Here is a 20,035-nt window from a genome sequence, read left to right as displayed (position 1 = left end):
ACCTGACTTCCCGCCAGGATCTGTTCGCTTCGGACAGCCCGACGATGACCGCTCGGTGTTCTGTTGTGGATGCTCAGTTTCTCCGCGGGGGTGCCGTCGAGACGGTGAGGCCGGCGTCGAAGTCGCGGTCCAGGGGGAAGACCGGGCGGATGACGTGGTGGTAGGGCAGGCGGGTGAGGTGCTGGTCGACGCCGCCCGGGGTGAGGGCGAGCAGCCAGTCTCCCGCGGCGTCGAACAGCTCCGGCTCCAGGTAGCCGATCTTCACCACGACGACGTCGACGTCGGCCACGTCGACGCCGAGCCGCTGGTAGGAGGCAAGAAGCCGATACTGCATGCGCCGGGACGTGACAAAAACGCTCACCCCGCCGACGCGTACGCTCACACAGCGCCCGCCGTCCGGATCGTCAGCGACAGCCTCCAGAACGCCGTCGAGCAGCAGCGGGCCCGGTTCCCGGCTGTCGATGCGCCCGCCGACGGTGACTCGCACCGGCGCGCCGATCTCGTGCCCGGCAACCGAGGCGACCGCTGCCGGGTCGACCAGCGAGGCGAAGACCGCCCGGCGGATGTCGGGTCGTAGCAGCATCCGGGACAGCGCGTACGTGACGTCGTCGGCGCCGCCCGCGCCCGGGTTGTCGCCGGAGTCACTGATGAAGAACGGGCGCCGCGCCGCCGGGGCGAGTGCCGCGTCGAGGCATTCGTCCATCGTGCCGGTCGGGGCGACGAACGTGAACTCGTCGCGAGCCGCCCAGAAGTGTTCGCCCAGCTCGAGCGCGGCGGAGGACGTAGCGGCCTCGTCGTCGCCGGTGACGACGACGGCGCCCCGGCAACGTGGCTGGTCGGCCCAGGCGAAGCCGATCCAGATGGCCGCGTCGATGATGCCGGGCCGGTTCTCGATCTCGGGGATGCGCTCGTACAGGCCACGGGCTGGTTCTTCGCGCGTACTCGTCTGTTCACCCGGCAGGAGGATCGGCACGTGGACCAGGGCCTTGCTGGGCCGCACGCCGCGGGTCAGCGCGTCGATCAGGTTGCGGGCGGCCCGTTCCCGGGTCTCCCAGACGTCGACGTGCGGGGCGGTGCGATAGCAGGTGAGCAGGTCGCAGGCGTTGAACAGCACCGTGGAGACGTTGCCGTGCAGGTCCATCGCGGTGGAGATCAGGGGTTGCGGGCCCAGCGCCGAGCGGATCGCGGTGACGAGGTCGCCCTCCGCGTCGTCGTGGCCGACCACGCTCATCGCGCCGTGGAAGTCCAGCAGCATGCCGTCGAGCGGCCCGGCGGCGGTCAGCTTCTCGACGATCTCGGCTTCCCAGGCGTCGTACGCCGCCGCCTCCACGGCCCCGCCGGGAAGGGCTCGCGCGTGCACGAGCGGAACCCATTCGACGTCGGCCGCCCAGGGCCGGGCGAGCCAGTCGTAACGGGCCAGCAGCGTGTCGCCGCGGGTGACCTCGAAGTCGCCGGTGCTGCTCAGGTGGGGTGAGAACGTGCTGGACTCGATGTGGATGCCGCCGATGGCGACGCGTACGCGCTGGGGTCCGCTCGTAGACCATTCCCTGGTCGCCGCGGCCTTGGCATCGTTCTCCATGGCGCGACACTAACCGGGTCCTCTGACAGTTTCCCCGGCGTCGGTGGGTCATTCGGGGGCGTCCTCGGAGGAGTACGGCGTGGAGACGCCGGTGTACGCGACGTGGAGGATCATGCCGTTGGCGCCGTGGCGGAAGTTGTGGCAGTGGTCCATCCAGATGCCGGGGTTGTCGGCGACGAATGCGAGTTCGTACACCTCGCCGGAGCCGACGTTGAGGGTGTCCGTCCACCACGGACTGCCGGTGACGGGATCACCGTTTCGGGACAGCACGCGTACGCGGTGGCCGTGCAGGTGGAACGGATGGTCGGACATGCCGCGGTTGGCGATGCGCACCTTGACCCGGTCGCCGCGGGTGACGGTGAGGGACGGTACGGCCGGGTACAGGCGACCGTTGATCAGGCTGGTGACGTAGGAGAACCGGCCCTGGCTGAACCCGAACCCGTCGTCGAGCCGCAGGTCGTATTCGCGCTGGTAAACGCCGTTGGCCGGTGCCAGGCCGGTGCCGTACCCGAGCCGGTCGAACAACTCCCCACCACGCGGCGCGACCGGGCCCGCACTACCGTCGGGGCTCAGCGTGAGCGACACCTCGGGGTTCCCGTCCAGCGCCACGGTCACCGGGCTGGACGGCATCGTGAACGTCACGTCGTACCGGCCGCCGGCGGCGATCAGCAATGCGGTCCCTGACCCGACGGCCCCGCCCCCGTCGATGGTGTTGCCGTCGAGGGCCGCGACCCGGAAAGCGACCCCGTCGACGCGTACGCGTTGCGGCCGTTCGGAGCTGTTGATCAGTCGCAGTAACACTTCGCGGTCCGTGACGGCCGCCCGCCCGGGTGTGTCGGCGCGGTCGAAGGCGGGAAGCCCCTCGGACCAGGAGTGGGTGAACACCGTGCGCTCGTACCCGTCGAACGCGGTGGCCCCGTCGACGATCAGCGCCCCGAACAGACCCTTCTGCACGTTGAGCGCGCCGTCCTGATGCGTGTGGTACCAGAACGTGCCGGCCCGGGTGGGCACGAACCGGTAGACGTGCCGCTGCCCGGGCAGAACCGCGTCCTGCGTCACCCCGGGAACGCCGTCCTCCGCGTTGGGCACGTCGACGCCGTGCCAGTGCAGGGTGACGCCCTCGGCGACGTCGGTGTTGACGAGCGTGACCTCGACCAGTTGCCCCAGCACGGCCCGGACTTCGGGGCCCGGGGACATGCCGTTGAAAGTGAGCGCTTCGACCGTACGCCCGGAAGTCAGCCGTACCGTGCCGCGAGCAGCGGTCAGCGTGACCCGTACGCCGGGGGTCTGGTCCCTCGGGCCGGTGAGCTGGTCGACGCTGAGCGGCGCCGGTGCGGAGTGGTCGTGGCTTTCCGCGGCGGCGTTCGCCCGCGCTGCGACCCCGAGTGTGACGGCCGGGACCAGCAGCGCGACAGCGGCCAGCCACGGCATCCGGGCGACCCGGGTTCCTCCGGTACGCCAGCGGGTGACGCCCAGCGACACACCGGCGACCAGGCCCAGCGAAGCCAGCGACCCGGCGAGCACTACGGTGGTGTCGCCCGGCGCGAACGGCACGAGCAGCCACCAGACGGACAGCAGCGCACCGGCCACCGCAACGTGGACGGCGGCCCGCCCCGGCCGCCACACGGCCCACGCCACCGGCAGGACCGCCAGCGGAACCTGCGCGATCAGTCGCGAGTCGGCAAGGATCCAGCCGCCGGTCGCGAGTACACCGGCCACGGCGAGACGCGCGGCGACCAGGGCCGCCAGCAGATAGAGCCAACGAGCCGACCGGCGTACGCCCGCCACGGGAGCAGCGAGCAGCACCAGCACGGCCAGCACCGCATCGACGAGAATCAGGGTTCCGAACATCGCACCACGATGCGGCCGGACGACGCCCGTCCGCGTCGGCACAAATCACCTACCTATCGGCGACGGGCTTTGACGCCGGCTCCGGCCGGGCGCAAGGTGGAGACATGTCGATCTCTCGTCGCGGGTTTCTCGCTCTGCCCGGCATCGCGGGCGCCGCTCTGGTCACACCGGGTCCGCCCTGGCCGGTGCAGGCCAGGGACGCCGTGGCGGACATCTATCGCGAGTTGCTGCACGTGCACACCCGCTGGGTCGAGCAGCAGTGGGACGCGGGCATCGGCGCGTATCAGGCTGCGGACTTCCGGTTCGCGGCCGTCCTCGGCAACGCCGTGCTGCTCGGCGTCGAGGACTACGACGCGGAGCTCGCCGGGGTCGATCGGGGGACGCTGCTGTCCCGGACGCTGGCGACGATCCGGCGGTTCGCTGCCACGAACGTGCTGGCGGGCGGCGCCGAGTGGGGGCGACGGCTCTTCTGGGACTCCACTTTCGAGCTCTACTTCGTACTGGCGGCGCGCATCCTCTGGGACGACCTCGACGAGGCGACCCGGAGCAACGTCACGGCCATCGCCGAGGGGCAGGCCGCATACGCGTACGGACTGGGCACCGCCGACGACCCGCTCAGCGGCGACTGGACACCGCACGGCACGACCGGCGGCCGGATCGGTGACACCAAGCTGGAGGAGATGGGTGTCTACGCCCAGGCGCTCGCCCCCGGGGTCGCATGGACCGGCGACCCGGCGTGGCGTGAGCGCTTCGACCTGTGGGCGATGAACGCCAGTGGCCTGCCGGCGGCCGACGCCGCGAACCCGGCGCTGGTCGACGGCCGGCGGGTCAGCGACAACACGGCCGGCAACCTGTACGACACGTTCATCGTGGAGAACCACGGCTCGGCCAACCCGCACTACCAGGCGGAACTGTGGCGTACCGCGGGCCGGGCGGCGATCCATTTCCTCGTGGCCGGGCGCCCGTTGCCGCGGGTGCTGACCCATCAGCCGAACGGCGAGCAACTCTGGCGTACGTTGCGGCTGCTCGCCACCGACGCCGGTGAACCGGTGATGCCGATGGTGGCGGACCGCTATCACCTGTACGGGCGCGACATCCTCCCGCTCGCGTTCCTCGCCCAGGTCCAGGGTGACCGGGACGCGGCCCGCGCCGAGGCCGACCTGGCCGCCCGGATGATGCCCTACCTCACCTACGCCCCGCAGTACCAGCTCACCAAGTTCAGCGGCGAGGACAAGTACGAGCCGGAGGCCCGCGCCGAGCTGGCGATCGCCTACCTGTTCCACCGGCATCGGGGCCGGCCGGTCGCACCCTTGCCGGCACGGGAGTTCTTCCGGCGGGCGGCCGGTACGCGCGACTTCGGGGCGGACGTCGGCCTGACCGCGCAGCAGGCCGAGGACGGGTTCGCGGCGGCGGTGACCAAGCCCGGCTTCGTCCGCTTCCTCTGGCAGCCGCGTCACGACCACTGGCTCATCGACACCCGCGGCCCGGGGTTCCTGCCCGCCGGGGCCATGGCAACGGCGCGATCGAGCACCGCGTACGAGACCATCCGGGACGGTTTCGACGCTACCGCGACGGTTCTCGCGGTCAACTCCGGCTACGCGGGCTTCGTGACCCTGCCGACCGGCAGCGTCGTGTACGCGTCCACCGGCGTCGGCCCGGACGAGGGCGCGCTGACCCTATTCGCGCTGTCCATGCCCGGTGTCCCCGGTCTCACCGGCACCAGGACGTTCACCAGCGCGCAGGGGACGGTCACGCTTGCACCCCAGAGCATCGGCGGTACGCAGGAGGTGGCCTTCCCTGCCCGGAGCGCGCGTTTCGTGCGGATGCTCGGACGGCGGGCCGCCACCCAGTACGGCTACTCGCTGTGGACGTTCGTGGTACTCGACCAGGCCGGAACGGACCTGGCCCGGCAAGCGACGCCGTTCGCCTCGTCGCAGGACCCGGCTCATCCCGCCGCGCACGCCGTCGACGGCGACGAGCAGACCCGCTGGGCGGTCGCACGGGAGGAACGTGCCCGCGCGGACAGCTGGCTCGCCGTCGATCTGGGTGCTGACCAGGTCGTTTCCGGGGTGCGACTGTCCTGGGAAGCCGCGTACGCCGGCGCCTACGTGGTGCAGACCTCGGCGGACGGGGACAGCTGGGCCGATGCGGTTGCGGTGCCTGATACGCGTACGGTCGAAGGTGGCTGGATCGACATCGACGGCCGCGCCGGAATCGTCAGCCGCGACCCGGCACGTGCGATCGCTGTCACCGCGACCAGCGTCGTGGCGGCACCCGGCCCCGCCGCACCGACGTTGCTGGAAGGCTACGCCGGCGACCTGTCCGGGCTGTCCCGCGCCGCCGCCCGGCCCGCGGTGACCGCGCCGTCCGGCCTGCGCGCCGACGACGTCGACGGCTTCCTGAGCGTCTTCAACCTCACGGCCGTTGCCGTGACCGGCGCACCGATCGGCCTGCCGTCGGCGCGGCGGCTCTACCGGGGAGTCCAGATCGCCACCGGTGACGGCCTCGACTGGTTCGCGTCGCTCGCCGCCGGATCTGCCGTTGTCGAAGCGCCCCGTTTCACCGTCGACGGCCGGTCGCCGGCAGGGACCCGGTTCGAGGTCACCGACTCCCATCACGTCACCGTCACTGCCCCGCCGGGTGAACGGGTGGGGATCATCGTGCGCGCCGGGCACTGGTCGGCGCGCGTCGACCTGGCGCGCGGGCGTAGCCGTTCGCTGACCGTCCCCGGTGGACCGGTCACTCCGGCGGCTGATCTGGCACGCGGCCGCACGACATTCCCCACCTCGCCGCTGCCCGAGGGCATGGGTGCCCCCGCCCGGGCCGTCGACGGCGACCCCGCCACGGCCTGGCGTCCCGGTCCCGCCGGGCGGATGGTCGTCGACCTCGGCACGGTACGCAGCCTCACGCGCCTCCGTCTCGCCTGGTCGAGCGGCCCGCGGGTGCCGGTGGTGGTGCAGTCGTCGACGGACGGAATTCAGTACGCCGACCTGGTCCGGATCCCGCGTCCGACCCGGAACGACGACCTTCCTGCCCGGACGGAGGCGCGGTACGTGGCGGTAGCGGTGCCGCGCTGGCGTACGGGCAATGCGGAACTGGCTGTTCTGGAGGTGTTCTGACGCCGCGGGAGCGTCACCCGAGGGTGAAGCGTTGATCCTTGAGTTGCCGGCGTGAGGTGACGCCCAGTTTGCGGAAGATGTTGCGCAGGTGGGCGTCGACCGTGCGTTTGCTGATGAAGAGCTGGACGGCGACCTCGGGGGACGTGGCGCCCGCGGCGACCAGCCCGGCGACCGCGATCTCCTGCGCGGTGAGCGTGCCGGGGGTCTGCTCGGACGGGCGGTTGACCTTCTCCCCCGCGGCGCGCAGTTCACCCGCGGCACGCCGGGCGAACCCCTCGGCTCCGGACGTTGACAGCAGGTCGTGGGCCGTTCGCAGATGCTGGACGCTGTCCCGGCGGCGGCCCTGGCGGCGCAGCCATTCGCCGTACAGCAGGTGGGCGCGGCCCCGGTAGGGTTTGAGCGGGCTCTCAGCGAGATGGCCGAGCGCTTCGCGGTAGTGGTCCTCGACGCCGGTCACCAGCGCTCGCGCGGACGCCGCGACGCCGAGGGCGGAGGGTGTGCCACCGGCCCGGGTGTGGTCGGTCAGCGATGCGAGGGCCCGGGCTGCGAGAGCGGGTTCGCCGCACCGGGTCGCCGCCTCGATCAGTTCGAGCAGGGCACCTCCGACGTGGAAGAGTTCGTCATCCACGACCTTGCGGGCGGCGTCCAGCGCGGCCGGATAGTTGCCCAGCCCGTTGTGCAGCGTCGCTGACGTCCAGGTCAGGTTGGTGACCTGGCCGCCGGCACGCCCGGCTTCCGCCTCGGTGGCGCTGCGGAAGAGCGCGAGAGCTTCGGTACGCCGTCCGCGCCACGCGGCAAGAAGCAACCGGGGATACATCAGCGGCGAGTCACCGACCGCGTCGGCGATCGCCTCCTCCTCGGCGAGCGCGGTGATCGCCCGGCCGACGTCCCCGACCAGGACGGCCTCGCACGCCTTCTGGCCGAGACCGAGCCGCAGCAGCGCGGGCGAGCCCGACTCGCGCCCCGACTTCTCCAGCCAGCCGGCGATGGCGGCATGGGTGTCGAAGTCCCAGAACTCCGCGGCGATCATCGTCGCCAGTGCGGGCCGCGGCGCCCACCACGGGCCGTCGTCGCCCGGCAACCCGGCGAGCAACGGAACCGCGCCGCGGGGCCCCTGCGCACCCAGCATGATCAGAACGTCCAGGATGTCCGGGGACGCCCCCGGCGGCGCGTCGGTCCGGGCCGCCGCCAGCACCTCGTCGATGACCCCACGGGCGCGGCCCACCGACAACGCCATCTCGATGCCGTCGAGGAAACAGTCCCGCGAGCGCTGCACGTCCAGTGTCGCGAGCCGCCGTGCGGCGCTCACCATCAGCATCGGGCCGGTGCCGTCGCCGTGCCGGGTGAAAGCGATCCTGCCGCCGAGCACGTCGACCCGGGCCCGCTGATATCCGTCGAGTGCCGCGACGTCGACGGTCGTGAGCAGGTCCGCGGCCGGGTCTGCGCCGCCCGCGTCAAGGGTGGCCTGAACCGATGCCAGGGTTCGTTCGACGCGCAGGGCGGGGTCCATGGTCAGCGCCACCGCACGCTCGAGGAACGCGGCGGTGGCTGCGACGCCGCCGCGAGCCTGCGCACGGGACGCACACCGCTCCAGGTCGGCGGCGACGTCGTCGTCCGGTCCGCTGCTGGCCTGCGCGCGATGCCAGACCCGCCGGTCGGGGGCCACGACCGGGTCGACGATCTCGGCCAGCGCGGCGTGCGCAGCGCGACGCTCCTCCACGGCTGCCGCTCGGTAGACCGCCGAACGGGCGAGCGGATGGCAGAACCGGATCCGGGCGTCGAACTCGGCCAGACCGGAGCCGGCCGCCTCCGCCGCGGCCCGCGTCACGTCCAGCCCCAGCTTCTGAGCGGCCGGCCACAACAGCCCCGGATCACCCGTCGGGTCGGCGCTCGCCACGATCAGCAGCAACCGGGCCCCGGACGGCAACGCCCGCAGCCGGGCCTGAAAGATCTCCTCGATCCGCGTCGGCGTCGACGGCGTCGCGGGCAGCAGGAACCCGCCCGCGCGCGGCAGCTCCACCAACGCCAGCGGATTGCCCCGCGCCTCGGCGACCAGGCTGTCGCGCACCCGCTCGTCCAGCACCAACGGGCTCCGCCGCGCCAGCAACTCCCTCGCGTCCTCATCGCTCAACCCGGCGACGGCGAGCGATTCCACCGTGCCCAGCTCGCTCGTCACGGCGGGTGTCCGGACCGCGAAGATCATGGAGATCCGGTCCGCGCCCATCCGGCGGGCGAGGAAGGCCAGCACGGTCAACGACGCCGCATCCACCCACTGGACGTCATCCACGAGGCAGAGCAGCGGGCGGTCCTGAGCCGCCACCGCCATCAGCTCCAGCACCGCCAACCCGATGTGGAACAGCTCCGGCGTCCCGTCGCCCAGGCCGAACGCGACCTGCAAGGCCGCCCGGTGCCGGCCCGACAGCTCAGGAAGATGCCGCAGGATCGGTACGCACAACTGGTGCAGCCCCGCGAACGGCAACTCCTGCTCGAACTCCGACCCGGCCGAGCGGACGATCTCGAGGCCGGACGCCTCCCGCAGCGCGTACTCCAGCAAAGCGGTCTTGCCGATGCCCGCCTCGCCGGTCAGGACCAGTGCCGCGCCCCGGCCCGCACCGGCGGCCCCGATCAGCTCGTCCACCCGCCGCTGCTCGGCACGCCTGCCGACCAGCGAGTCGGACTTGAGGCCCGGTGTCCACACAGCGGCAACCGTAACCGAAGGTAGGCAATGCATACCGACGCGGCACAAACGGGCATCGCGGCAGAGTCCTGGGGGTGAAGACCCCACGACCGAGGAGACGCACCATGCCCGCAGGACTTGCCGCCGCTCTGCTCGCCACCACGGTGGCCGTCGGTGCCGCCTCACCCGCCGCCGCAGCCCCCACCGGCCGGCCCGCACCCGTGTCGTCGCTGACCTGCGCCGGCCAGGGTGTCGACCCGTCCGCGAAAATCCGTTACCGCACCGAAACGGTGATCAACGCACCCCTGGACACCATCTGGAACCTGCAGACCGACGTCGAACGGTGGCCGGCCTGGCAGCAGGCGGTGACCAGCAGCAAGCTCCTGACCAAGGGCAAACTGCGCCCGGGCTCGCAGTTCCGCTGGACAACCCCGGTCCCCGAGACAGCCACCACCCCCGCCACGACCCTGGTGATCACCTCGACCATCCAGCAGCTCAAGCAGCACCAGTGCCTCCGCTGGACCGGCCCCGCGATCGGCGACGGCCTGACCATCGACAAGGGCACCCACGTCTGGAACTTCACCAAGGTCAGGGGCGGCGTCCTGGTCCGCACCGAGGAAACCTGGAACGGCGCCCAGGTCGAGGCGGACATCCCCACCTCCACTGCCTACCTCGGCGCCGGCCTCGAAGCCTGGCTCACCGAACTCAAAACCACGGCCTCCTGCCACCGTTAGGCCTCGGCGGTCTCCTCGAGCCGCTGCACCCAGTCGTGCAGGCCAGCGTCCAGGCTCGCCTGGTTGCCGGGGACGTCGACCTCAACGGGCGGCCCGGACCAGGACTCCTCGGTGGTCACGATCGTGCCGCCCCGGACCTTCTTGAAGGTCCACAAGTGCACGCCGTCGATGCCGCCGACCGGGGCCGCCCACGCAGTACACCGCAGCGACTCGACGGCGGTGACCGTCGACGTGACCTTCATGCCCTGCGGAGACCAGTCGAACACCGAGCCCGGCCTCAGCGGACCCGGGGTGCGCTTGCGAGCCGGCGTGATCTCCGGGATCCAGGTATCCCATTCGTCGATGCCGGTGTGCAACTGCCAGGCCCGCCACACCGGTGCCTCGACGAAGGCACTTGCCCTGGCGATCACCGGCGCGTCCGGATCGACCGTCACGCCTCGGCACACCTCGTGGTGCCTGGCGTGCGCGGAGGCAGCGGACGGTATTGCCAGCGCCGCGGTCATAACCACGGCCAGATGAACAGCTGTTGTTGTTTTTCGCACGAAGACCATCTTGTTTCGCGAAAGACCGACCCGCGTCGGCAGCAATTACCTATCCGGCGCGAGCCGGGGCGCCAGGAACCGGGCGGTCGCACTGTCCGCGACCTGGGCGACGTCGGCGGGGGTGCCGGCCGCGACCACCCGGCCGCCCGCGTCACCGCCGCCCGGGCCGAGGTCGATCACCCAGTCGGCGGTGGCGATCGTGTCCAGGTCGTGCTCGACCAGTACGACCGTGTTGCCGGCGTCGACGAGCCGGTGCAGCTGGCGCAGCAGCAGCGCGATGTCCGCGGGGTGCAGCCCGGCGGTCGGCTCGTCGAGCAGGTAGAGCGCGTGTCCGCGGCGGACCCGTTGCAGCTCGGTCGCGAGCTTGATGCGCTGGGCCTCACCGCCGCTGAGCTCGGTCGCCGGCTGCCCGAGCCGCAGGTAGCCGAGCCCCACTTCGCGCAGCGTCGCCAGCCCGCGGGCGGCGGCCGGCACGTCGGTCAGGAATGCGGCGGCCTCGTCGACGGACATGGCCAGCACGTCCGCGATGCTCCGGCCTCGGTAGGTGACCTCGAGGGTCTCGGCGTTGTACCTCTTGCCGTGACAGCTGGGGCAGGGCGCGTACGTGCCGGGCAGGAACAACAGCTCGACCGCGACGAACCCCTCCCCCTGGCAGGTCTCGCACCGGCCCTCGGCGACGTTGAAGGAGAACCGCCCGGCGCTGTACCCCGACTGCGCCGCGTAGAGCTTGCGGACCGCGTCGAACATCCCGGTGTACGTGGCCAGGTTCGAGCGCGGCGTACGCCCGATCGGCTGCTGATCGACCAGAACCAGCCGGTCGAACTCCCCGGACAGCAGCGCCGTCTCCGCGAGCAGCGTCGACTTGCCCGAGCCGGAAACCCCGGTGAACGCGGTCAGCACACCCAGGGGCAGATCCACGGACACGTCGCGCAGATTGTGCCGGGAGATCCCACGGAGCTGCAGCCACCCCTGCGGCGTACGGGTGACATGCTCGAAGGGCGCCGCCCGCCCGAACAGGTGCGTACCCGTCGCCGACTCCGGAACCTGCTCGAGGCCCGCGACCGGGCCGCTGTACAGCACCCGCCCGCCGGCCTCGCCCGCACCGGGACCGATGTCGACGATCCAGTCCGCACGGCGTACCACATCCAGATCATGCTCGACCACGAACAGCGAGTTGCCCGCCGCCTTGAGCCGGTCGAGCACATCGAGCAACGGCTCGGCGTCAGCCGGGTGCAGCCCCGCCGACGGCTCGTCGAGCACGTAGACGACCCCGAACAGCCCCGATCGCAGCTGCGTCGCGATCCGCAGGCGCTGGGCCTCCCCCGGTGACAGCGTCGTCGAGCTGCGCCCGGTGCTCAGGTAGCCCAGACCCAGGTCGAGCAGCACCTCGATCCGGGCGACGAGGTCCGCGCACAGTCGTACGGCTGCCTCGCTCGCGCCGGCACCAGGGTGCAGCAGGGTGACCAGCTCGGAGAACGGCATGGTGTTGACGTCGGCCAGCGACCGGCCGCGGAAGGTCACCGCGAGGGCTTCCGGACGCAGGCCGCTGCCGTGGCAGGGCACACTGCGTACGAACCGCAACGCCCGGTCGCGCATCCGCTCGCTCTTGGAATCGGCGAGGGTGTGCATGACGTGCTTGCGGGCGCTCCAGAACATGCCCATGTACCCGTAGTCGATCCGGTCCCGCTCGGGCTTGATCAGCACGGACGGCTGCTCATCGGTGTACAGCAGCCACTCACGTTTCTTCCGCGGCAGTTTGTGCCACGGCTTGTCGATGTCAATGCCCAGCCCGGAGACGATGCTGCGCAGGTTGGCGCCCTGCCACGCCCCCGGCCACGCCGCGATCGCCCCGTCGCGGATGCTCAGCGAAGGATCCGGCACGAGCAGGTCCTCAGCGACGTCGTGCACGACCCCCAGGCCGTGGCAGTGCGGGCAGGCCCCGACCGGGGTGTTGGGCGAGAACGCCTCGGCCTCCAGCCGTCCCGCCCCCGGCGGATAGGTCCCGGCCCGTGAATACAACATCCGCAGCAGGTTCGACAGCGTGGTCAGGGTGCCTACCGTCGATCGCGAGCTGGGTGCGCCCCGGCGTTGCTGCAGCGCCACAGCAGGCGGCAAACCGGAGATTTCCCGTACGCGCGGAGCGCCGACCTGCTGCAACAGCCGCCGCGCGTACGGAGCCACGGACTCGAAGTAGCGTCGCTGCGCCTCCGCGTACAGCGTGCCGAACGCCAGCGACGACTTACCCGACCCGGACACCCCGGTGAAGGCCACCATCGCGTCCCGCGGAATATCGACGTCGATGTCCCGCAGGTTGTGCTCCCCAGCACCCCGGACGCGCACGAAATTGTCCATGATCGTGCATTACCCGCAAGCTGCCCGTTCAGGCACATTCAGTACCTGCGGGCAGAGGCCGCCGGGCGGCGACGCAACGCTGCGGCTGCCGCATGACGGGCATGCTGCGCACGGCTTCGGCAGTGCCGGCAACCAAGCGGGTTGCAGGTGTAGAGCAACCTGACCTGGAAACGCTCCCACAAACAGCGGCGTAGCTGCATGGCTCAGGCATCGGCGCTATTTGCCGACATCTCTCATGATGCGGCTGCTGCGGTGGCGGCCCCTCAGCAGGAGAAGCACATGCCACGTCTCGCAGACATCAGCGTCGCCAAAAGGTTGTCCTCCATCGTGGCGATCGGCGTCATCGTCACCGGCACGGTGACCGGGATCGGCATCTGGTCACAGGAGCAGCTGACCAGGAACTCGGACACCCTGCGCGCGTACACCGCCACCAAGGCCGCCCTCAATCACCTGGACACCCGCGAGAGCGAGCTGAAGGTCGACGCCTACCGGGCCGCACACGGCGACGACACCACCGCCGACGCCGGCGACGACGTCACCTCCGCCATCGACGCCCTGAACGCTGCTGCCGGGTACGACCTGCCCGGCAGCATCGACACGCAGATCGACGACCTGGGTACGAGCATCACCGCGTTCAACACGTTCGTGACCACATTCGTCAAGGACGCAAAGGCAGATCCCACCAGTATCAACGGCCGCTACGACAGCATCGCCGAGCAGAACAACGCCGTCGGTGACAAGCTCGACGCCGTCCATACCGAGCTGGACTCCGAGATCGTCAAGGAACAGACCACGATGGCGGCGGCGAAGGCGTCTGCCCGCTTCTGGATGTTGCTGATCGCCGGTCTGGGGCTGCTCGCGTTGATCCTGCTGTCGGTGCCGCTGATCCGCTCTATTCTGCGCCCGGTACGCCGCGTCGGCGAAGTCGTCGCGGCGCTGGCCGACGGCGACCTGACCGGACGGACCGGGATCGGCTCCCGCGACGAGCTCGGCGTCATGGCCGCCGGCCTGGACCGTGCCATGGCCACCATGCACGAGGCGATGCGGACGATGGCCGCCAACGCCGACACCCTCGCCGGCGCGGCCACCGAACTCGCTGCCACCAGCTCCGAGATCGCCGCCGCCACCGGCCGGACCACCGAGCAGACCACGGCCGCGTCCGCCGAGGCCGAAGAGATCTCCCGCAACGTGCAGACCGTCGCCGCCGGCGGCGAGGAGATGAGCCTGTCCATCCGCGAGATCGCCGAGAACACCAACCAGGCCGCGCAGATCGCCGCCTCGGCCGTCAGCGAGGCAGCTCTGGCCACCCAGAGCATCGAACGTCTCGGCACCTCGTCGGAGGAGATCGGTAACGTCATCAAGCTGATCACCGCGATCGCCGAGCAGACCAACCTGCTCGCGCTCAACGCCACCATCGAGGCCGCCCGCGCCGGCGACGCCGGTAAGGGCTTCGCCGTGGTCGCCTCCGAGGTCAAGGACCTCGCCCAGGAAACCGCCCGCGCCACCGAGGACATCAGCAGCCGAGTCACCGCGATCCAGTCCGACACCGGAGGCACGGTCGAGGTCATCAACCGGATCAGCACCGTCATCGCGAAGATCAACGACTACCAGACCACCATCGCCAGCGCCGTTGAGCAACAGACCGCCACCACCGCCGAAATGTCCCGCAGCATCGCGCAGGTCGCCGCCGGCGCCGGACGCATCGCCGGCAGCATCGCCGACGTATCAGCAGCCGGTGTCACCTCCCTCGAAGGCGTCAACCAGACCAACCAGGCCAGCACCGAGGTAGCCCACACCGCCGAGCAGCTCCGCGCCCTGGTCGGCTCGTTCCAGGTCTGACACGGAGTCGGAACGCTTACAAACCCCGTACAAAGACCTCACGTCGCGCGTATCTGCCGCAGTTACCTTCCGTGCCCATGCGGAATTTCAGGCTACGCAGAGCTTTGGCGGTCCCCACGGTGGCGGCACTTCTGGTCGCGTCCTCGACCGCCTGCACAGCGTCCCGTTCCTCCTCGGCGTCGCAAGCCGCGAGCGCGGGCAGAATGAACGTCGTCTTCGTCCTGGCCGACGACCTGTCCATGAACTTGCTACCGCACATGCCCAACGTTCAGGCGCTGGCGAAGGACGGCACGACGTTCACGAACTACACGGTGACCGACTCGCTGTGCTGCCCGTCGCGGTCGTCGATCTTCACCGGCCGGTACCCGCACAACACCGGTGTCTTCACCAACTCCGGCAAGGACGGCGGATTCCACAAGTTCCAGCAGACGCAGGAAATGGACACCATCGCGACCACGTTGAAAAGTAACGGCTACCGCACCGGCTTCATGGGCAAATACCTCAACGAATACCAACCCGTCGACGGCGTCCGTCCCGGCTGGACCGACTGGGCAACCGGTGGCAACGCCTACGCGAACTTCAACTACAAGCTCAACGAGAACGGCGCGATCAAAAAGTACGGCAGCAAGCCCGAGGACTATCTGACGACCGTCGTCCAGAACAAAGCTGTCACCTTCATCAACGACGCCGCAAGGCGAAGTCAGCCGTTCCTGCTCGAGATCGCCACGTTCTCGCCGCACGGCCCCTACACCCCCGCCCCACAGGACAAGAACCTCTTCCCCGGCATGACCGTCCCGCAGACGTCCGCGTTCAACAGACACCCCCGGAACGCGCCGTCCTACCTGGCCGCGAACGACCCGCTCACACCCCAGGAAATCAGCACCCTCAACGGCATCTACCGCAAACGGGCGCAGTCGGTCCAGTCCATCGACCGCATGATCGGCACACTGCGAGACACCCTTTCGAAGGCCGGAATCGCCGACCACACCGTCGTCGTCTTCAGCTCCGACAACGGCTTCCACCTCGGCGACCACGGCCTGAACATCGGCAAGCAAACCGCGTTCAGCACCGACGTGCACGTACCCCTGGTCGTCGCCGGCCCCGGCATCCGCACCAACACGACCGTGGACCAGCTCGCCGAGAACATCGATCTGCGTCCCACCTTCGAGGGCCTCGCCGGCATCACCAGCTCGGGCACCGCCGACGGCACCAGCCTCGTACCGCTGCTCAGGACCGGAAAGCCGGCAGGTGACTGGCGCCGGCTCTCCCTGATCGAGCACCACGGACCGAAAACCTCCGAACCGGCCGCCCCGGATGACCCCGACAAGCAGAACAGCAAGGACGGTACGCCGCCGACCTACACCGCGATCCGGACAGCGGACTGGACGTTCGTGCAATACCTCGACGGCACCAGGGAGTACTACGACCGCACGACCGACCCGGACGAGATGAACAACATCGCCGCGAGCCTGCCGGCCGAACGTGTCCAGGCGCTCCAGGCGAGCATCAAGAAAATGGAAGCGTGCAAGGGCAGTACAGCCTGCACCACCGCCACCCGGTAATCGCCCCCGCACAACGACAGGGTGACGGCGTTGTCCCCCGGGTGTCTGCGTCGTCACCCGGCCCGGTCGGCGATCTCCCGCAGCATCGCGATGTGGGACCGGAGCGCCGCGCGCCCGGCCTCCGACAGGTTGAGCCAGGTGCGCGGACGCTTGCCGACGTAACCCTTGCGGACCTCGACGAAACCGGCGTCGCCGAGCTGGGAGACCCGCTTCGACAGAGTCGAGTCACTGAGCCCAACCGTGTCCCGGACGAAACCGAACTCAGCCCATTCGGCCGCAGCCAAGGTCGCCACGATGGACAACCGGGTGGGGTCCAGCAGCAGCGGCTCCAGCCGCGGGGCGCGCTCAGGCCCCGCGGCCGCACCTTGACCGGTCATGGCCGCGCTGCTTCGCGAGCCAGGACGCGGCGCTGCCACCACGGGCCCCCGATCGCCAGCAGCAGGCCGAACACGACGCCGACGATGGCGAAGCGGTGCGGTATCTCCAAGCTCGCCAGGGCCAGCATGGCAACCACCGACACCACTGCCCCGACGATGGCGAGCAGCCAGCGCTGCCCGGCAGGCCGACGGCGCACCTGCACCCGGCGGCCGAACAGGGCACTGCCCCAACGAGTGCTGGACAGCACGACGACCGCCAGCAGTGTCAGGCTGAACCAGCTGCTCCCTGCACCAGCCCAGTCCGGGTAGAGGTCCGTGAGAACGCCGAACGCGGCGACGACAATGCCGGCGACGATCCAATAAACGGTGGAATAGCCGCTCGCGGCGGCACTGTCCTTGCGCTGCTGGTCGTAATCCTGCAACGTCTGACGGGCCTCGTCGGGAGTGGGTGTCACAGCCATGGTCTTCCTCCTCGCCCCGTGCATGGAAAGTACTTGCCTGACGAGAAAGCTACTCCTCACTTTCCACTCCGGCAAGTATTTTCCCTCGCCCTCGGAGGGCCACCTTGAGCCAGCGACATCCTCGGCACGACGAGAGAGCAGCTTCCCCTCAGTGACCGGACCGGCAGTGATCAAGACGTGCCGGCAGCCGTCGGCTCCCGGCGGCATGCACTGCTCGACCGAGCCGTGATCCGGGCTGCTGTGAGTCCCTCATGCCCGCGGGAAGGTGGGTGTGAGACGGCCACCCAGCTTTCCGGTAGCTGGGTAACGTGGGACGCACATTTTCGGGTCCGAGCAGGAGGTGACCGATATGACCGAGGCAGAGGTCAGTCCTCGGCTGGGCGAATTCCTGCGGGCCCGGCGCGCCCTGGTCCGACCCGAGGACCACGGCATCCCGCGCGGTTCGCGGCGCACTCCCGGGCTGCGACGAGAAGAGGTGGCGATGCTGGCGAAGGTCAGCACCGACTACTACGTCCACCTGGAGCAGGGACGGGAGGCATCCGTCTCCGCAGGTGGTCCACGCCCTCGCCGGAGCACTGTTGCTGGAGCCCGAGGCGATCGCCTACCTGCGGGACCTCGCCGGTCCTGCCGGGACGCGGCCCCGCCGGGCGGCGCGCCGGGAATACGCCTCCCCGGGGTTGCTCGCGATGATCGCGACGTGGCCGCAGACCCCGGCGTTGATCTACGACCGCTCCATGGACCTGCTGGCGACCAACCCGCTCGGGGAAGCCCTATTCAGCTGGCTCGGTGACGAGACCAACCTGCTGCGGGGCATCTTCCTCAGGCCACAGGCCCGCACGTTCTACCGCGACTGGGCCCGGATCGCGGAGGGCTGCGTCGCGGCGATGCGCACGGCCGACACCGACACCGCCGAGATCAAGCACTTCGATCACGAGGTGGTGGGCCGGATGTCGCTGCGGTTCGAGAACCTGACCGTCTCCAGTGCTCCCGGCCAGCATCTGGTCGCCTACCACGCCGATCCGGGCTCGCCGGAAGCGGACGCCCTCGCGCTGCCCGGCAGTTACCCCACTCCCGCCTCGCAGGAGCCGGCGAACGGCCACGATGCACGACGCCGAGCAGGCCGCCCTGACCGAGGGCGGCGCTGCCGAAGCCGTAGGGTTTGGCAGGTTGAAAGGGCGGGGCCACTGCGGCCCCGCCCTTCTTCGCATATGCAACGCTTCCGGGCCGGGCTGCGTCCTGGGTCGGAGGTGTGAGCACATGGCTGATGACAGCCTCTTCGCGGACTTTGTTCGCATGCGAGGTCAGGCGCTCTACCGGTATGGGTATCTGCTCACCGGCAACCATCACGACGCTGACGATCTGGTGCAGGACGCACTGATCAAGCTGCGGTCGCACTGGTCGCGAGTGTCCCGCAAGGACGATCCGACCGGGTATGTGCGGACGACCATGGCGCGGTCGCATGTGTCGGTGTGGCGACGGCGACGACGTGAGGTCCCGACCGCGAAGCCGCTGGACCACGCGTTCGACGATCCGGGGATCGACCGGGCGGAGCACACCGGCCGGGCCGGGCGGATCTGGGCCGCGCTGGCCCTGCTGCCGCCCCGCCAGCGGACCGTGCTGGTCCTGCGCTACTACGAACACATGACCGACGCCGAGATCGCGGTGTCACTCAACGTAAGCCCCGTCACCGTCCGCACCAATGCGTTGCGTGGTCTGGAGAAGTTGCGTGCGACCGGTGTCGCCGACCTGGAAGTGGTGAAGTGATGACCAACACGGACCTCAGTGCGGCGATGACCTCGTTCGCCGACGACGCCCCGCAGCCGCCGATCGATCTGCTGGAGCGGGTCGAGACCAGGCACCGGCGCCGCCGCCGCGCCCAAGCAGCGGTCGCCACCTGCGCGGCGGTGGCCGTGGTGGCGGCGGGTGCCGGTTTGTTGCGGCCGGCCCCCGAGACCGCCCAGCCGGCCGGGCCGCCGGCCACGGCCATGTTCCACCTGCCGCCCGTCCCGGCCACGGTGCCGTCGATCAAACAGGCATGGCCGGACGCGGTGGTGGCCGACGCGATCGCGAACACGCCGGCCGGCCGGCCGCCGCTCGTCGTCGGCGTGCTCGATCCCACTCACTGGCTGGTGGTCAGCCAGCCGGATTCGGGAAAGATGTGGAGCTACGCGGTCGCGGATCGAAAGTTCCGGCCTCTGCTCACGCACACGGGCGGCGCGGTCTTCCAGGAGAGCCTGGCGGTCACCGGCAAGGCGATCGTCCGGGCCGTCGCAGCCGGTGACCACACCGAGGTCTGGATGAGCACGCGCGACGGTGGAAACGATCACCGCGTGGGCACGGTGAACCAGAAGGACTCGAACAGTCTTTGGGCTGACGACACAAACGTCTATCTCTCGTTCAACGCCGTGCCGGGCATCTTCCGGATGTCGCTCAATGACGGCCGGGCCGAGGCGCTCGACGGGTTCGATCATTTCCGTCTCGACAAGTCGCCGTGGGCGTTCAGTGACGCCGGGCCGCTCCGCAACGTGGTCACCGGCCAAGAGATCGCCGTTGCCAGGTCGACGGGCGCCGGGCCCACCGCCCCGGCCAGAGCGCAGCCCAGCTCTGCTCCGAGCGGCGAGGAAACCGTGGAATGTACGCCCGCGTTCTGTGTCGCCTGGGACGCCGCGAAGTTCGTGCAACGGCCGGACGGCTCCGAGCGCACCCCGGTGCCCTACCCGGGGGTGGAACTGATCATGCCCGGCCATCTGCTGGTGTCGGACGAGAAGCTCCTGGTCGACCCGCTGACCGGAGTGATGGGCCAGGCCGGGCCGGAATGCCGCTACGAGGGCTACCTCGCGATGTCGGGCGGCGTCATCGTCAACTGGAGGTGCAAGGGTTCGCTCTCGCAGATCTTCCTCCGCACCGAGAACTGATCGGCAGGGGCGGGGCCGCGTGCCCCG

The 20,035-nt window shown here is 70.2% G+C and carries 14 protein-coding genes; 7 read left to right on the top strand and 7 right to left on the bottom strand.

Annotated features, from left to right (window positions below; all coding sequences use genetic code 11):
• Window positions 1-73: 73 nt before the first annotated feature.
• Both Ahu01nite_RS37610 and Ahu01nite_RS37605 read right to left on the bottom strand, forming a co-directional pair.
• Entirely contained in the window at window positions 74-1,579 is a 1,506-nt protein-coding gene (locus Ahu01nite_RS37610; protein WP_203841503.1) for a M81 family metallopeptidase, read from the bottom strand.
• A 48-nt stretch (window positions 1,580-1,627) separates the two neighbouring features.
• The gene (locus tag Ahu01nite_RS37605; RefSeq protein ID WP_203841502.1) at window positions 1,628-3,430 is read right to left on the bottom strand and encodes a multicopper oxidase family protein; all 1,803 of its coding nucleotides are present in this window, start codon (window positions 3,428-3,430) and stop codon (window positions 1,628-1,630) included.
• Window positions 3,431-3,534: 104 nt separating this feature from the next.
• Between Ahu01nite_RS37605 and Ahu01nite_RS37600 the strand changes: the two genes are divergently transcribed.
• Window positions 3,535-6,549 (top strand): discoidin domain-containing protein, encoded by a 3,015-nt coding sequence (locus tag Ahu01nite_RS37600; RefSeq protein WP_203841501.1) that lies wholly within the window; start codon window positions 3,535-3,537, stop codon window positions 6,547-6,549.
• Window positions 6,550-6,562: 13 nt separating this feature from the next.
• Here the strand turns inward: Ahu01nite_RS37600 and Ahu01nite_RS37595 are convergent, their stop codons facing one another.
• Window positions 6,563-9,247 carry a helix-turn-helix transcriptional regulator gene (locus Ahu01nite_RS37595; RefSeq protein ID WP_239159466.1) on the bottom strand — a complete coding sequence of 895 codons (2,685 nt, stop codon included), beginning with the start codon at window positions 9,245-9,247 and terminating at the stop codon, window positions 6,563-6,565.
• A 104-nt stretch (window positions 9,248-9,351) separates the two neighbouring features.
• On the opposite strand from Ahu01nite_RS37595, the gene Ahu01nite_RS37590 reads away from it, so the two are divergent.
• Window positions 9,352-9,960, top strand: coding sequence for an SRPBCC family protein (locus Ahu01nite_RS37590; protein ID WP_203841499.1), 609 nt, complete (start codon window positions 9,352-9,354; stop codon window positions 9,958-9,960).
• Here the strand turns inward: Ahu01nite_RS37590 and Ahu01nite_RS37585 are convergent.
• Both Ahu01nite_RS37585 and Ahu01nite_RS37580 read right to left on the bottom strand, forming a co-directional pair.
• A complete protein-coding gene (locus tag Ahu01nite_RS37585) occupies window positions 9,957-10,394 on the bottom strand; it encodes an SRPBCC family protein (RefSeq protein ID WP_203841498.1) in 438 nt (145 codons plus the stop codon). The genes Ahu01nite_RS37590 and Ahu01nite_RS37585 overlap by 4 nt on opposite strands.
• A 153-nt stretch (window positions 10,395-10,547) precedes the next feature.
• On the bottom strand, window positions 10,548-12,854 hold the full coding sequence (locus Ahu01nite_RS37580) for an ATP-binding cassette domain-containing protein (RefSeq protein WP_203841497.1): 2,307 nt from the start codon (window positions 12,852-12,854) through the stop codon (window positions 10,548-10,550).
• A 279-nt stretch (window positions 12,855-13,133) separates the two neighbouring features.
• Between Ahu01nite_RS37580 and Ahu01nite_RS37575 the strand changes: the two genes are divergently transcribed.
• Both Ahu01nite_RS37575 and Ahu01nite_RS37570 read left to right on the top strand, forming a co-directional pair.
• Window positions 13,134-14,693, top strand: a complete 1,560-nt coding sequence (locus Ahu01nite_RS37575) for a methyl-accepting chemotaxis protein (protein WP_203841496.1) — start codon at window positions 13,134-13,136, stop codon at window positions 14,691-14,693.
• A 77-nt stretch (window positions 14,694-14,770) separates the two neighbouring features.
• Window positions 14,771-16,255: a sulfatase family protein gene (locus Ahu01nite_RS37570; RefSeq protein ID WP_203841495.1), complete on the top strand. Its 1,485-nt coding sequence runs from the start codon at window positions 14,771-14,773 to the stop codon at window positions 16,253-16,255.
• A 53-nt stretch (window positions 16,256-16,308) separates the two neighbouring features.
• Here the strand turns inward: Ahu01nite_RS37570 and Ahu01nite_RS37565 are convergent, their stop codons facing one another.
• Window positions 16,309-16,632, bottom strand: coding sequence for a winged helix-turn-helix domain-containing protein (locus Ahu01nite_RS37565; protein WP_203841494.1), 324 nt, complete (start codon window positions 16,630-16,632; stop codon window positions 16,309-16,311).
• A complete protein-coding gene (locus tag Ahu01nite_RS37560; protein WP_203841493.1) occupies window positions 16,629-17,093 on the bottom strand; it encodes a hypothetical protein in 465 nt (154 codons plus the stop codon). Before Ahu01nite_RS37560 ends, Ahu01nite_RS37565 begins: the two co-directional genes overlap by 4 nt.
• Before the next feature lie 551 nt (window positions 17,094-17,644).
• Here Ahu01nite_RS37560 and Ahu01nite_RS37555 point away from each other — a divergent pair.
• The 3 genes from Ahu01nite_RS37555 to Ahu01nite_RS37545 are packed head-to-tail and all read left to right on the top strand — an operon-like array spanning window position 17,645 to window position 20,008.
• A complete protein-coding gene (locus tag Ahu01nite_RS37555; RefSeq protein WP_239159465.1) occupies window positions 17,645-18,346 on the top strand; it encodes an MmyB family transcriptional regulator in 702 nt (233 codons plus the stop codon).
• A gap of 4 nt (window positions 18,347-18,350) precedes the next feature.
• Window positions 18,351-18,857, top strand: coding sequence for a SigE family RNA polymerase sigma factor (locus tag Ahu01nite_RS37550; RefSeq protein ID WP_203841492.1), 507 nt, complete (start codon window positions 18,351-18,353; stop codon window positions 18,855-18,857).
• Window positions 18,857-20,008 (top strand): hypothetical protein, encoded by a 1,152-nt coding sequence (locus Ahu01nite_RS37545; protein ID WP_203841491.1) that lies wholly within the window; start codon window positions 18,857-18,859, stop codon window positions 20,006-20,008. The genes Ahu01nite_RS37550 and Ahu01nite_RS37545 overlap by 1 nt, the downstream gene beginning before the upstream one ends.
• Window positions 20,009-20,035 lie beyond the last annotated feature (27 nt).

The organism is Winogradskya humida (assembly GCF_016862215.1).
In the GTDB taxonomy this organism is placed as follows: domain Bacteria; phylum Actinomycetota; class Actinomycetes; order Mycobacteriales; family Micromonosporaceae; genus Actinoplanes; species Actinoplanes humidus.
Note: the sequence above shows the minus strand (reverse complement) of the source record. Positions and strands in the feature narration are given on the sequence as shown.

Coding starts and splice junctions, on each gene's coding strand:
- Ahu01nite_RS37605 (WP_203841502.1), bottom strand. CDS start 3,430: ATGTTCGGAACCCTGATTCTCGTCGATGCGGTGCTGGCCGTGCTGGTG.
- Ahu01nite_RS37570 (WP_203841495.1), top strand. CDS start 14,771: ATGCGGAATTTCAGGCTACGCAGAGCTTTGGCGGTCCCCACGGTGGCG.
- Ahu01nite_RS37590 (WP_203841499.1), top strand. CDS start 9,352: ATGCCCGCAGGACTTGCCGCCGCTCTGCTCGCCACCACGGTGGCCGTC.
- Ahu01nite_RS37560 (WP_203841493.1), bottom strand. CDS start 17,093: ATGGCTGTGACACCCACTCCCGACGAGGCCCGTCAGACGTTGCAGGAT.
- Ahu01nite_RS37565 (WP_203841494.1), bottom strand. CDS start 16,632: ATGACCGGTCAAGGTGCGGCCGCGGGGCCTGAGCGCGCCCCGCGGCTG.
- Ahu01nite_RS37610 (WP_203841503.1), bottom strand. CDS start 1,579: ATGGAGAACGATGCCAAGGCCGCGGCGACCAGGGAATGGTCTACGAGC.
- Ahu01nite_RS37550 (WP_203841492.1), top strand. CDS start 18,351: ATGGCTGATGACAGCCTCTTCGCGGACTTTGTTCGCATGCGAGGTCAG.
- Ahu01nite_RS37600 (WP_203841501.1), top strand. CDS start 3,535: ATGTCGATCTCTCGTCGCGGGTTTCTCGCTCTGCCCGGCATCGCGGGC.
- Ahu01nite_RS37580 (WP_203841497.1), bottom strand. CDS start 12,854: ATGGACAATTTCGTGCGCGTCCGGGGTGCTGGGGAGCACAACCTGCGG.
- Ahu01nite_RS37545 (WP_203841491.1), top strand. CDS start 18,857: ATGACCAACACGGACCTCAGTGCGGCGATGACCTCGTTCGCCGACGAC.
- Ahu01nite_RS37575 (WP_203841496.1), top strand. CDS start 13,134: ATGCCACGTCTCGCAGACATCAGCGTCGCCAAAAGGTTGTCCTCCATC.